Here is a 13,528-nt window from a genome sequence, read left to right as displayed (position 1 = left end):
CGGGATCAGCAGTGAAACAACACGGCACGGCGAACCGCGTCAGGCAGGCACCGTCGTGGCGCGCCGGATGGCGATGTCCCCCGAGGCGGTCCGGGCGTGCACGGCCAACCGCCGGTCGTCGCCCTCGGGGCCCGCGGTGGGCGTCAGGTCGCTGTGCACGTTCCCGGACCGGCTGTCCAAATCGAGGTTCGCGGCAGTCCCCTGCGTGACACCGACCTCGACGTCGCCACTCGCGGTGGCGGCCGACACCGATCCCGACTCGGCGCCCGCCACAGTCAGCGATCCGGACGCGGTCCGGCTGTGCACAGTTCCCCGCAATGTCCCGACGGCGGCCGAGCCGCTGGCGGCCTGAAACTTGAGATTGCCGTCCAGACCTTCGATCGCCACGTTCCCCGAGGCGGTCGACACGGTGGCGTTGCCCAGCAATCGGCGCGCGGTGATGTCGCCGGACGCGGTGGCGGCCTTGATGTTTCCCTGTACATCGGCAAGGGCAGCGCTGCCGCTGGCAGCATTGAATCGGCAGTCCGCGACGGTTCCGTCGACCTCCAGATCAGCCGACGACGCCGCGACCGAGACCCTGGACAACGACGGCAATTCGATGTCGACGTTGACCGCGCCGCGGGCCAGCGACAGCAGTTTCCGGCCGACGATCACCGTCAGCGCGCCGCCCGCGAAATCGATGTGTGCCTGCTCGGCCGCCTTGACGTCGGCGGCCCGCATCGGGTCGCGTGGCGTGACGCGCACCTCGGTGTCAGCCCGCTCGGCGGCGGCGATCCGCACCGAACCGGCCCCGAGTTCAACGGTGGCGGTGATGGGGTCGGGCGTTGGAAACGTTCGCATTTTTCTCTCCTGTCGATGGGTTTCGTTTTCGTCTTCTTGCCTTCGTCAGCGGACCCAGCCGGTGACGGTGCTGCCACGCTTTCGATCACGTGGCGTCGGTCCGCCGAGGGCGGCACCGACTGCGCGAACCAGCCAGGCATTGACCGACAGCCCGTCACGTCGCGCCGCGGCGTCCACACCGCCGCGCAGCCCCTCGGGCAACCGGAGAGTGACGCGCCAGGTACCACCGTCATCGCCGGCCGGCACGCCCGCGTCGCCGCCGGCAAGGACCGACTCTGCGCCGGCCTCATCCCTCGGATCGACATCGGCCGACACCCCGGTCACGACGAATTCCGGGTCGCGGCCGCGGAGTCGCACATCGACAGAAGCGGGGGCCAGCTCGCGGGTGATGTGCTCGGCCGCTTCCGAAAGCGCCTCGAGCAGTGCCAGCCGCAGGGCGGAGTCGAGTGGGGCGCCGAGCCGTTCGGCGAGTTCGGCGGCATCAGGACCACCGGCGGCGGCAGCAATTTCCAACTCGAGCCGAACCCCGTCGACGTACGGTTGCAGATCCATGACACTAATATGACACCATCAATGGTGTCATCGCAAGCGTCAGTCTGACGTCACACTTCGCCGCGTGATCGTCGCGCGACTACAACCAACGTGCCGCACTCCTCAACGCGACTCGTCCCTCGCCGCTTGATCGTCGCGCGACTACAACCAACGTGCCGAACTCCTCAACGCGACTCGTCCCTCGCCGCTTGATCGTCGCGCGACTACAACCAACGTGCCGCACTCCTCAACGCGACTCGTCCCTCGCCGCTTGATCGTCGCGCGACTACGACCGAGCGTCGTATGTAAGAATGTCGGCAATCCATCGGATCGTTAAGGAGTAGCCGTGGCCACCACCGAGGTCGAACGAAGCACCGGCGTCGATGTCGAAGACGTCCCCTCCGCCGAGTGGGGCTGGTCCAAGATGAACCGCGGCGTCATTCAGGCCGGCGGCATCCTGTCTGCCCTCTTCCTGCTGCTGATGCTGCGCGGTAACCACGTCGGCCACGTCGAGGACGCCTGGCTCATCGGGTTCTCCATCCTGCTGTTCACCATCGTGATCCGCGGCTGGTGGCTGCGTCGCGGCGGCTGGATCCGCTAACTCCGATCAGTACGAGAAAGGCCACGAACTCATTCGAGTTCGTGGCCTTTGTCATTCAGCCGCCTGGGCTGCTGCGGACTCCCGGTGCCGCCGGTCCGTATGGAAGAACGTGACGATCGTCGTTGCGCCGCAGATCAATCCGACCGACCCGATGAGCTGCGGCCCGGTGATCCGGTCGGCCAGCCCACCACCGATCGCCGCGCCGATCATGAAAGAACCCAATAGCGCGAAATATCCCAGCCAGTCGTACACGGTGCCCTCGCCGCAGATATGCCGCTCCAGGCCTTGCCCCAGCTTGACCACCGTGCCGGTGACGTAGCTGAGCGGCACCGCCACTTCACCGCGCTTGACGAAACTGGTGTTGAGCGCCCCCACCGAGAAACAGATGATCAAGATGCCCGTGAAGTTGACGTCCGCGTAGTACCAGCCGTCCTCGAAGATTTCGACGACCGTCGCCACCAACAACCCGACAGTGACCAACGCGGTGGCGCCGTGTGGATGGTTCTGCCAGAACTTGCGCCGCAGGAACGACGCGACGAACACGCCCAGCACGAACGCAGCCATCAACGACAGCGCTGCCTCCGGCCCGGCACCGGCCACCTTCTGGCGTTCGGCAACGTCGAACCAGCCGAGCACGGCGCGTTCGGTGTTGCCCGTCATGAAGGTGACGAAGTAGCCGGCGCTGTGCAAGAACGCGACCGCGCCGATCATGCCTGCCAACCACGACAACAGCCACGACAGCCGTGCCTCCGGCCCGACTGCGGCTTCCCTGCTCACAACCCTGTCGGGCGACTGCTCATCCACCGGCACATTATGTACGGCAGCACCACAGCGCGTTTGCTTTGCCGATCAGCGAGTATTCGCTCTCACAGCAGCTGCGCCTCCTGCAGCAGCGTCTTGGCATCCTCGCAGGTGCCCATATCGGCCACGCTGAATGCGTTGGGCGCCAACGTGTTCAACGCAGGAAGCTGCGCGTTTGCGGCCACCCCGGCGGCCAGCGGGTACTCGAAGCTGTCACTGGTGGCGAGGATGGTCTGGCCGGACTTACCGGTCAGAAACGCCAGGAACTTCTGCGCGGCGGCCTGGTTCTTGCTGGACTTCACCACCGCGGCACCGGAGATGTCCTGCACGTAGCCGGGGTCCTGCGGGGCGAAATAGGCGAATTGGGACTTCACCGAGTCCACTCCGACTTCGGCCTTCAACCGGTAGAAGTAGTAGCTGTTGAGGATGCCCAACCCGGCGTTGCCCTGATTGATGTCCGCCGCCAGGTTCTCATTCGACGGCACGGCGGCATTGGCCCCGGCGTTTGCCTTCAGACCATTGAGCCAGGCCAAGGTCGCGTCTTTGCCCTTGGCGTGCAGCACCGAGCTGACCACCGGCCAGAAGTCGGTCTCGGACGGGGCGAGCTCGATCTTGTCCTTCCACTGCGGCCCCGCCAGATCGAGCACCGAGTGCGGCAGTTGATTGGCCGGGACCTTGTCCGGGTTGTAGGTGATTCCCATCATCCGCGCCGACACCGCGACCCAGTTGCCGCTGGCGGCGCTGTCAGCCTTGGGCACCGCACCGAGGGTGGCGTCTTCGACCTTGGCCAGCAGGCCCTTCTGATCGAGCTGGGCCAGCCACGGCGAGTTCTCGGTGTACACGAGGTCAGCAGGCGACTTGTCGCCCTCCTGCTCGATCTTGGCGACGGCGGCGCCTTCATCCAGGTGCACCACCTTGACCTTGATGCCGGTCTCTTTGGTGAAGGCCGTCACCAGGGCCTTGGTGGTCTGCTCGTGCTGGGCCGAATACAACAGCAATTCACCACCGGCAGCGGGCTGCTCCGACTGGTTCGGGTGCTCGGACGACGGTGCGCCACAGCCGGCCGACAAGGCCGTCAGGGCCACCAGCGCGGCGCCGCTGGCAGCCAGATGGCGCAGCCGACGGCTGGTGCCATTGGTGATGAACATGGGACTCCGATCGAAATATCTTGCAGGCGTGCGAATTACGAGAGGTTAGCCGTGCAGCAGCGACAAGGTGTTGGTGTCGTCGTTGACGAAGTAGATGCCATCGTGGGTCTGGTTCACCGCGATGCCGAACAGGTTTCCGTTGCCGGGCGGGTCCTGGGCGACGTCCTGGTTGGCGTAGTACTCACCGACCTGCTTGCCGGCAGGGGTGATTTCGACGATCTTGCCGTTGGTCGCGTTGGCCACCAGGATGTCCCCGTTCGGCGCCCGGTCCAGGCCCAACGGGTTGGCCAGCTGCCCGTCGCTACTGAGGGTGTCGCCGGTCTTGGCCGAATCCGGCCGGACCAAGGCGTTCCGCACCACCGCGACCCGGTTTCCGAGGTTGTCGCCGACGTACAGGTTCCCGGCCGGATCGAGCACCAGCCCGGTCGGGCCCTTCACCAGCGCCGAAGCGTCCTCCTTCTCCAGGAAGGAATCGGCGACGACGGTGTGGCTGGTCACGGTCGGCGCCTTCGTCGGGGTCTGGCTCAACCCGATCCGGACGACGTTGCCCTGGTTGACAGGCTTGCCGCCGGCGTCCTTGACCCCGTTCAGCGTGTTGGTGACGAACAGGGTGGCCGTGTCGCCATGATCGTCGACGGCGGACGCCCACGGACCATTCAGGAAGTCACCGGCGATGGCGCCGGCGACCTGGCCCGCGGGGTTCAGCTCGACCAGGCAGCCGGCGCCGGCGGTGCCAAGTTTGCCGTCGGTGGTGGGCAGGCTTCCGACCAGCACCCAACCATCCTTGAGCACTGCCATCGCCGTGGTCAGCCCGACACCGCCCGGGCAGCCCGCCAGGTTCTGCGGCAGCGTCGCGAAGACGGTCAGCGACTTGTCCGGGTGGATGTCGACGATGGTGGTGCCGGTGCCCTGGTTGTTGGACTTGTTGTTGAAGTTGTCGACCAGGACGTCACCGGCATGCAGGGTGCCGACATTCGCGGTCACCGGCCAGACGGCGTAGGGGTTGACGTCGCCGTTGTCGGGAGTGGTCGAGGCGATGGTGGTCACCGACTTCTTTCCAGCCAGGAACGACCCCGGCTGCGGAGCCAACGTGGTGCGGGCTGCGGTACCGGCGTCGGAGAACTGCGAGGCGTTGAGCGCTTGCGCGTCTTTGGTTTCCAACCCGGCCGGGCCGGCAGGCGAGGCATCGTGGCCGCATCCGGTGAGCAACAAGCCGGTCAGGACGCTCGTCGCCGCTGCCCCGATCTTGATCGCCCGTACCCGCGGCACGCCGGCCGATCCCACGTTCCTCACACCGAAACCCACTGCCATTCCTCGATTCACCACAACACCACCCACAGACATTTGGGTAGCCTAACCATCTAGAAGCGTGGTTAGGCTACCCATGCTTTACCCTAAAAAGGGCGTCTCACAGCGTATTTGCAACGGGTACACAGCGCTTGCCCAGCATCGGCGCCCTGCCTGGCACCCACGACGGCCGCATCGGCCATTCAGCTCAGCGGCCAGGCCACGTCGCAGCGCGATGCGCTCACCCAAACCCTTTGCCCCACAGCGATATCGATGTCTCCCGACACTTCAGCGACCAGTTCCGCCGTCGGTTCGCCGTCCATCCGCAAGGTGAGCGCGATCGTGGCGCCCCGATAGGTGACGGCAGCGACGCGCGCCTCGGCACCCTCTGCCGCGTCGAGCGCTACGGACAGATGCTCGGGTCGCAGCAGCACCGTGTAGGCGCCATCCTCGAACCCTAGCCGGTCGTAAATCGGTACTGCACAATGCAATTCGCCCGCGACCACCTTACCCGGCAGCAGGTTTGCGGCCCCGAGGAACCGCGCGACATGTTCGTCGGGTGGCGCGTTGTACAACTGCCGCGGGCTACCGACACCGGCGATTCGTCCGTTGCACAGCACGGCTATCTGATCCGCCATGGTGAACGCCTCATCCCGGTCGTGCGTCACCATGATCGCGGTGGCTCCGACGTCGCGCAACACCTGTGCCACATACTGGCGCAGGTGTATCCGCAGCTCGGCATCCAGAGAAGCGAACGGCTCATCGAGCAGAACCAATGAAGGCCGCGGCGCGAGCGCCCGCGCCAACGCCACCCGCTGTCGCTGACCACCCGAAAGTTGGTGCGGGAAACGGCTTTCCAGACCAACCAGACCCAACATGTCGACCAGCTCGGCAACCCGGGCCACATCCCGGCGCCGCAGGCCGAACGCGATGTTGGCCCGGACCCGCAGGTGCGGGAACAGCCCGCCGTCCTGCGGCACGTAGCCGACGCCGCGGTGCTGGGCGTGCGTCCAGTTGGCTCCGTCGTCGACCACCTGACCGCCGATGGCGATGGTGCCCGCGTCGAGGCGTTCGAACCCGGCAATGCTGCGCAGGAGTGTGGTCTTCCCACTGCCTGACGCACCGAGCACCGCAGTGATCGAGCCGGCCGGGACATCAAGGTCCAGATCATCGAGAACAGGGTTGCGGCCGTAGGACTTTCGCGCGTGCTGCACGACGACGGCGCTCATCGGGCCACCTCCAACTCCAGCACAGCAACCGGCCCGGGTACCGCATCGGCGTCGCCGGTCTGCGGTCGACGGTCGAACCACAACCCGAGCATCGCGCCCGGCACCACCGCCACCGCGATGATCACCAGGGCATAGGGGGCGGCGGCCGAGTACGCACTCTCCGATTGGAAAGCCCAAAACTGAGTGGCGAGAGTCTTGCTGTCGGCCGGGGCCAGCATCAACGTCGTCGTCAGTTCGGTTGCCGCAGTGACGAATACCAGACAGAACCCGGCGAGCAGCCCGGGCCCGATCAGCGGGATCGTCACCCTCGTGAATACATAGGCCGGTCCCCTCCCCAACGACCTGGCCACTTCGCCGAACTGACGGGGCAGCGAGGTCACCATGGCGTGCACGCACACCAGGCCGAGCGGAAAGAACTGGATGGTGTAGCCCGCGACCACCAGCCACCCCGTCTCGTACAGCCTGAACAGGTAGTTGACGGACAGATACACCAGACTGACGGCGATGATCACGCCCGGCACCGCGCGGGTGATGAAAGTGACGTTGTGCAACAACAGATTCAGGCGGGACGGATAGCGCACCGCCAGATAGGCCACCGGCGCCGACAGCACCAGTACGGCCACGCCGCACGCCGAGCTGTAGCCGAACGTCGTCCAGGCCGCAGTGGACAGGTCCGCCACGGCCGGCAACGTGGTGTGCCGGGCCTGCTGAAGCCAATAGACCAGCACACCGACCGGCAGCACGACCCCGGCGACGACTATCGCGAGGAAACCCGTCACCGCCAGTCGCCGGGCCACCGGGCGACCAATGCGCGCGGTGCGCGCCTGTGCGGTGAATCCAGTACGTCGACGAGGCAGCGCTCCGTCGGCAGCGATGAACGCAAACCCCAATAACACCAAAGGGATTGACAGTGCTGCGGCTGCGCGCTGATCGAAGCTGAACTCGGTGAAGATTTCGGTGGTCAGGGTGTGGAACCTGACCACTTCGAAGGCGCCGTACTCGGAGATGACGGCCAGCGCGGCCAACAGGGTACCGCCGCCGATCGCGGTCCTGATCGCCGGGAACGTCACGCGCACGAACACTGCGATCGGCCCGAGACCCAGTCCGCGGGCCACGTCTTCCAGGCTGGGGTCGGCGCGCCGAAGTGCCGCCGAAACCGGCAGCAGCACCAGCGGATACCCCGACAACGTCATGATCAAGGTGGCCGCCAACAGCGGCTGCATCGTCGGCCACAGCGCGTGCCAGGCGAATCCGACGACGAAGTCGGGCATCGCCATCGGCAGGATCAGCAGCGCCGTCCACGCCCGCGCCCAGCGCAGGGCCAGCCGTTCCAGGCACCAGGCAATGGCCGTGCCCACCACCGCCACGCCGATACCGACGAGCACGGTCAGCTCGACGGTGTTCGTCAGCAGCTCATACGACCGCCGCCGGAACAGCACACCATGGACCTCGTGCCAACCTGCCGAGTGGGCATCGATGATCACCACCACGAGCGGCGCGACCACGCAGCCGACCACCGCCATGCTGACCAGTGCAAGGACTCCTCTGGTCGGCAGAGCTGCGCGGGTGCGGCCGAGGGTGATCACGACGGTCCGAACAGTTCTTCACCAACCCAGTGGCCAGGACCGGCCGCGCCGGACGGCAGTGCGAAGACGGCGCTGGCGGTGTGGGTGGTGAACTGGGTGAGCGCGTCATTGAGCGCCAACCGGCTGTTGATCGGAACGAAAGCTGTCCGGGGGTCCCTCTGGTACCCGAGGAACAGCAACCCGGCGTCGTACTCCAACGCCTGTCGCCACGGTGGCCAGCGTTCGGTGAACGGCGTCGTCCCGTTGTTGTACGAGAACGCCCGGCGAATGATGATCGCCCCGTTGTTCGTCTCGGGGGCCGCCAGCCTGACGTGCGACGTCTCCGGAATGTGCAGCGCACCAGCGGCATTCCGCGCGTCGAGCCGCAGTTCATCGAACTCGTCCTGCCCGCCCAGCGGCGCGCCGGACACCTTCTGCCGTCCCACCACCTGTTCCTGAGCCGCGACGGGAAGTCGGTCCCAGTGCTCCAGGGTGATCCGGATCCGGCGGTACACCAGATAGCTGCCGTCGCGCATCCAGTCCTGTCCGTCGTTGCCGGCCCACAGGGTGGCGTTCAGGTCCGCTGGTGGATGCGCGTTGGAGTTCAGCGTTCCGTCCTTGAACCCCATCAGGTTTCGCGGTGTACCGGCCGCATTGCTGGGCGAGTAGCCGATCTGAGTCCAGCGCAGGGTCGCAATGTCGGGCGAAATCCGGGCAATCGACCGGATGGCGTGGAACACCACCTGCAGGTCGTCGCCACACGCGTGCAGCAGCAGGTCGCCATCGCTCTGCTCGGCGGCCAGCTGGTCGCCCGGGAAGTGCGGCAACTCGACCAGCTGTTCGGGCAACCGCGAGCGCAGTCCGAAGCGATCGATACCGTTGCGCAGGAACAGGGTGCGACCGAATCCGATCGTCACGGTGAGGCGGTTCGGACCCGTCTGCCAGGTATCCAGCGAGTCGGACGTGGTGGCCTTACCCGTAGTGTTGGCGTAGGCGTTCACGGCGTCTGGCGGGTCATAGATCGGGATGGTCGCCGACTCCCCGCGGGTTAGTTCCGCGGCCAGCTCGCTCCAGCGCCGGAGCACCTCCACCACATGGTCACGCTTGTCGGTGTTCAGGTCGAACGCCGCGATGACGGTGTGCTGTTGAGTGTCGGTGACGATGCCACCTTGATGCCGGCCGTAAAACGGTTCGGTATCCGACGCCGATGGCCCGACGGGTTTGACGGCGGCTCCGGCGGTGACTGCGCCCGCAGCTCCGACCGCCGCACCGCCGACGAACAGGCCGCCGTACAGCAGGTTCCGCCGCGAGATGCGGCCTTTACCGGGCTCCGCCTGATCGGCAGTCGGAGTAGTCACCGACCTCCGCGCCGGATCCGCGTTGCCCATATCGAATCGCAATCTTGTCGTCCACTTCGCAGCAGTATCTGTCCAAAATTTGGGTAGCCTAGCCTGAATCAGGCCAGGTAAGGCTACACACAATTCGACCCGATACCCCCGCTCCGCAGCACGTTCGCAGCTGCTTCACAGCACCCTGCTACCGAAGGGCTCGGCAGCGCGCTCAGCGGTCTTGAGCCCGACAGGTGAAGGTCAGCCGGAACTTGCCGATCTGGATTTGGTCGCCGCTGGTAAGCGGCAGAGACTGGACTTGAGCGCCGTTTACATAGGTGCCATTCAGGCTGCCGGCGTCGATGATCCAGTATTCGTCGTCCAGCCAACGGATCTCAGCATGGTGGCGGCTGACCGTGACATCGTCGAGGAACACAGCGCTGTCGGGGTGCCGGCCGGCGGCGACGACGGCGTCCGCCAGCAGGAACCGTCCGGCCGGACCGGGGCCGCGCGTGATCACGAGGATGCCCGAGCCTGGACGGACCTCGGACGCCTTCTGTTGCGCGGCAGGGCCTTTGAGCGGTTCGCCGATGATGCGGTGGATGGCAGTGGCGTCGACGGTGAGGTCATCGCTGAGGTGCGCGTGGTCGGTCAGGCTCATATCGGTTTTCCTTTGCCTAGCTGGGCGTTACTTGACGGCGTGGCTGCGGGCATGGGCGATGGCATCGTCCAGCGTGTCGATCAGGTGGTTCTCATGCCGCAAGGAGTCGATGATGCCGACACCGGCGAGGAGATCGCGATGTTCGGGCCGGACGCCTTTGATGATCACCGTGATTCCCTGCGCCTCAAGGTCTTCGACGATCTGGGTCAGGGTGTGCGCACCGGTGGCGTCGAGCATGCCGAGCTGAGACAGCCGAATGATGACGACCGACGTGTCGGGATGGTTGCCATCGGTGATCGCGGTTGAAATCCGTTCGGCCGCACCGAAGAACATGGCGCCGTCGAGCCGCAGCAAGGCGATGCGCTCGTCGCCGGGCAGGTATGGCCCCGGCAGGTCCTCGCGCGTGACGCTGCTGCGTTGGGCCAGCGCACGCAACGCGAACAACGCCGTGGCCGCAATACCGATCTCGACGGCTTGAATCAGATCGAAACAGACGGTGACGGTGACGGTCAGCAGAAACGTCACCGCGTCTGAACGCGTGGACCGAAGAATCCGCGCGACCGTCTGCGGTGCGATCATCCGGCACGCCGTCACCATCAACACCGCCGAGAGCGCCGCCAGCGGGATCGTCCCGACCAATCGGCTGATCAGATACACCACGGCGAGGAGCACGACCGAGTGCACGATCGCCGCGACGCGGGTCCGTGCACCCGAGCGCACATTGACGGCGGTGCGGGCTATGGCTCCGGTGGCCGGCATGCCGCCGAACAACCCGGAGGCGACCGAAGCCAGTCCCTGTCCCACCAGTTCCCGGTTGGGGTCGTAAGGGCCGGTCGAGGACATCGTCGCCGCCACCCGCGCCGACAGCAGCGACTCGATGGCGGCCAGCGCCGCGATCGCCAGTGCCGCGCCGAACAGGGAGTGCAGGACCGTCAAATCGGCGTGTGGCCACACGGGTGCGGGCAACCGCGACGGCAGCGTCCCGATCCGATTCGCGCTCGATCCGGTACCCGCTACCACCGCGGTCGCCACCACGACTGCCACCAACGACGCGGGCACCGCGGGGTGCAGCCGGGGCAGCCCGATCATCAGCGCCGCCACCAGTGCCGTGACGAGGAGCGCCGGCCGCGCCACGCCCATCTCGATGTGCGAGACAACCACACCCGCGGCAGCCAGCGGAGACCTTCCGGCTGGTACCGACTGCCCGAACGCGGCCGGGACCTGCTGCAGAAAGATGATGACGGCAATACCCAGGGTGAAGCCCTCGATCACGGGCCACGGGATGAACGTCACCGCGCGCCCGACGCCGGTGACGCCTGCCACCACGACGATGACTCCGGCCAGGATGGTGACCGCGGCGACGCTGCCCAGTCCGTACTGGGCCACGATCGGCGCGAGCACCACCGTCATGGCCCCGGTCGGCCCCGACACCTGCACGTGCGAGCCGCCGAATACCGCGGCCACCAATCCCGCGACGACCGCGGTGACCAGCCCGGCCGCCGCGCCGACACCCGAACTGATTCCGAACGCCAACGCGAGGGGCAAGGCCACCACCCCGACTGTAACGCCGGCGAGGACATCACGCCGCCACGAACGGCTGAGGCCGGCATAGTCCTTGCGGGACGGCAGCAACCGAGCGAAGTGAGCAATGCGGCCGCCGACGACAGTCGTCATCGGCTGGTGCCGATCGGCGGCAGTGAGTCGACGACGTCGAGCTGATCACGTTGGGCGGCAAGGGTATCGGCGAGGAAGGTGCGTGCGATGAGCAGCAGCTCAGCGATCTTCGGGTGCGCCAGCGTGTAGTACACCGCGTTGCCGGCCCGGTACCCGCTGACCACGTGATGACGTTTGAGCACGGCCAGATGCTGTGAGAGCAGTGTCGGTTCGATATCGCTGGCCGCGAGGATGTCGCTCACCGGAGTCGGGCCGTCGGAGGTCGACAAAATCTCCAGCACTCTGATGCGGGCTGGATGCGCCAGCGCTTTGAAGAGGTTCGCCTTGATCTCATACAGCGGCCGTTCGGGGCCATCGAGCACACTGTCGACCATTGCGGCACTCCCAATTGATGGATTGATGAAATTCGCAATCCATCATAGCGCGTCTCGCCCATCGAACAGATTCACGAGATCGGCGGCCGCCCAGATAACCCACGGGCTCGCGTAGCAGAAAATTGTGGGCTGGGTAACATTCGCGACATGACCGTCGCCGACAACACGATCGACCTGGGCGATCAAGCCTCGTTCACCGGCTTACGGGCACTGGGCCGCGGTCCGCTCATCCAGTACACCTGGATCTACGAACATCCGGTTGACCTCGATGGATTGCGCCGGCTACACCGCAACTTGGGATCCGGCGGCCTACTGGGCCGCCGGATCGAACGGTCGCCGCTGCCGTTCGGACGGCACCGGTGGGTCCGCTCGACCGGACCGCTCGATCTCGACATCGCCACCGAGACGCGGCCTGTCGCCGAGCTGAACGACTGGATCAACGAACGCGCATACATTCCGGTCGACCCCGAATACGGCCCGCCGTGGCACCTCGGAGTGCAGCCGCTCGAAGGCGGCGGCGCGGCCGTGTCGCTCGTGGCGTCACACACCGTCGGTGACGGCCTGGCCGTCACCGAAGCCGTCACCGAAGCAGTCAATGGCGAACCCCGCGACCTCGGCTACCCAGCGCCCGGCACCCGGAGCCGGCGCCAGGCGCTGCGCGAAGACCTCCGCCAGACGGTGCGCTCGGTACCCAGTTGGTTCAAGGCGGTGGTCGGGGCCGTGAAGATCGCCCGTGACCAGAAGGGTGACCTGGCCGCGTCCGCCAAATCGGTGAAGGCACCCGTCTCGAGCGGGATCACCACGCCGGTGACGCCGCCCTTCGTCACCGCCCATATCGAGATCGAGGAGTGGCACCAGCGCGCGAAAGCGCTCGGCGGCACCAGCAATGTCATGTTCGCCGCGCTGGCCGCACAGGTCGGTCAGGTCGTGGGACGGTTGGGCGACGACGGCCGGGCCATGCTCTCGTTCCCGGTCAACATCCGCACCGAAGGTGACACCCGGGGCAACGCGCTGAGCACCATCACCGTGATGGCCGACCCCGAGAAGGTCAGCACCGACCTGAGCGAGTTGCGGGGTGACATCAAGCGCGAATTGGCCGGTGTCGACGAGTGGACCCGGATGATGCTGACGCCGCTTCCGCTCACTCCGCTGGTGCCGAAGTTCGCGGTCCGACGCCTGGAGAAGATGGTGCTCAAGGTCGGCAAGCCCATCGGCTGCTCGAACCTCGGCCTGTTCCCCGCCGCGTTCAACCGGCCCGACGGCACCGACGCCGACAACTTCCACGCCCGTCTGGTCGAGCCGGGACTGACGCCGGTGGACCTCGAGCGGCTGAACGGTCACCTGTTCCTGGTGTTGTGCCAGACACCGACGTCGATCATCGTGACGGTCACCGCATGGGAACCGGGCGAATCGAACACCAAAGCGGCACTGGCAGATTCCACCCGAAAGGCGCTGGACGAGCTCGGCCTCACCGGAACCGTCGACTAAG

Annotated in this window: 13 protein-coding genes; 2 read left to right on the top strand and 11 right to left on the bottom strand. The window is 66.3% G+C overall.

Annotated features, from left to right (window positions below; translation table 11 throughout):
- Positions 1–39 precede the first annotated feature (39 nt).
- Positions 40–840: a DUF4097 family beta strand repeat-containing protein gene (locus tag G6N59_RS27345; protein ID WP_138230029.1), complete on the bottom strand. Its 801-nt coding sequence runs from the start codon at positions 838–840 to the stop codon at positions 40–42.
- A gap of 45 nt (positions 841–885) precedes the next feature.
- On the bottom strand, positions 886–1,392 hold the full coding sequence (locus G6N59_RS27340) for a histidine kinase (RefSeq protein WP_138230028.1): 507 nt from the start codon (positions 1,390–1,392) through the stop codon (positions 886–888).
- 325 nt (positions 1,393–1,717) lie between these two features.
- Between G6N59_RS27340 and G6N59_RS27335 the strand changes: the two genes are divergently transcribed.
- Positions 1,718–1,972 (top strand): DUF2631 domain-containing protein, encoded by a 255-nt coding sequence (locus G6N59_RS27335; RefSeq protein ID WP_138230027.1) that lies wholly within the window; start codon positions 1,718–1,720, stop codon positions 1,970–1,972.
- A 51-nt stretch (positions 1,973–2,023) separates the two neighbouring features.
- Here the strand turns inward: G6N59_RS27335 and G6N59_RS27330 are convergent, their stop codons facing one another.
- From G6N59_RS27330 to G6N59_RS27290, 9 genes are all read right to left on the bottom strand, one after another.
- Complete coding sequence (locus G6N59_RS27330; protein WP_138230026.1) at positions 2,024–2,776, bottom strand: YoaK family protein; 753 nt, start codon at positions 2,774–2,776, stop codon at positions 2,024–2,026.
- Positions 2,777–2,838: 62 nt separating this feature from the next.
- Positions 2,839–3,921 carry an extracellular solute-binding protein gene (locus G6N59_RS27325; RefSeq protein WP_138230025.1) on the bottom strand — a complete coding sequence of 361 codons (1,083 nt, stop codon included), beginning with the start codon at positions 3,919–3,921 and terminating at the stop codon, positions 2,839–2,841.
- A 45-nt stretch (positions 3,922–3,966) separates the two neighbouring features.
- Positions 3,967–5,214, bottom strand: a complete 1,248-nt coding sequence (locus G6N59_RS27320) for an NHL repeat-containing protein (RefSeq protein ID WP_138230024.1) — start codon at positions 5,212–5,214, stop codon at positions 3,967–3,969.
- A 197-nt stretch (positions 5,215–5,411) separates the two neighbouring features.
- Entirely contained in the window at positions 5,412–6,437 is a 1,026-nt protein-coding gene (locus G6N59_RS27315) for an ABC transporter ATP-binding protein (RefSeq protein ID WP_163911801.1), read from the bottom strand.
- The gene (locus G6N59_RS27310; protein ID WP_138230023.1) at positions 6,434–8,023 is read right to left on the bottom strand and encodes an ABC transporter permease; all 1,590 of its coding nucleotides are present in this window, start codon (positions 8,021–8,023) and stop codon (positions 6,434–6,436) included. The genes G6N59_RS27315 and G6N59_RS27310 overlap by 4 nt, the downstream gene beginning before the upstream one ends.
- Positions 8,020–9,360, bottom strand: a complete 1,341-nt coding sequence (locus G6N59_RS27305) for a Dyp-type peroxidase (protein ID WP_197907895.1) — start codon at positions 9,358–9,360, stop codon at positions 8,020–8,022. Before G6N59_RS27305 ends, G6N59_RS27310 begins: the two co-directional genes overlap by 4 nt.
- A 202-nt stretch (positions 9,361–9,562) precedes the next feature.
- Entirely contained in the window at positions 9,563–9,991 is a 429-nt protein-coding gene (locus G6N59_RS27300; protein WP_138230021.1) for an FHA domain-containing protein, read from the bottom strand.
- 27 nt (positions 9,992–10,018) lie between these two features.
- Positions 10,019–11,665: a SulP family inorganic anion transporter gene (locus G6N59_RS27295; protein ID WP_138230020.1), complete on the bottom strand. Its 1,647-nt coding sequence runs from the start codon at positions 11,663–11,665 to the stop codon at positions 10,019–10,021.
- Positions 11,662–12,039 carry an ArsR/SmtB family transcription factor gene (locus G6N59_RS27290; RefSeq protein WP_138230019.1) on the bottom strand — a complete coding sequence of 126 codons (378 nt, stop codon included), beginning with the start codon at positions 12,037–12,039 and terminating at the stop codon, positions 11,662–11,664. Before G6N59_RS27290 ends, G6N59_RS27295 begins: the two co-directional genes overlap by 4 nt.
- A gap of 147 nt (positions 12,040–12,186) precedes the next feature.
- Here G6N59_RS27290 and G6N59_RS27285 point away from each other — a divergent pair, with 147 nt between their 5' ends.
- Complete coding sequence (locus tag G6N59_RS27285; protein ID WP_179970244.1) at positions 12,187–13,527, top strand: wax ester/triacylglycerol synthase domain-containing protein; 1,341 nt, start codon at positions 12,187–12,189, stop codon at positions 13,525–13,527.
- The last annotated feature ends 1 nt before the right edge of the window (position 13,528 follow it).

Origin of the sequence: Mycolicibacterium aubagnense, from assembly GCF_010730955.1 — a bacterium.
Classification (GTDB): domain Bacteria; phylum Actinomycetota; class Actinomycetes; order Mycobacteriales; family Mycobacteriaceae; genus Mycobacterium; species Mycobacterium aubagnense.
This window is presented reverse-complemented; position numbering and strand designations above follow the sequence as displayed.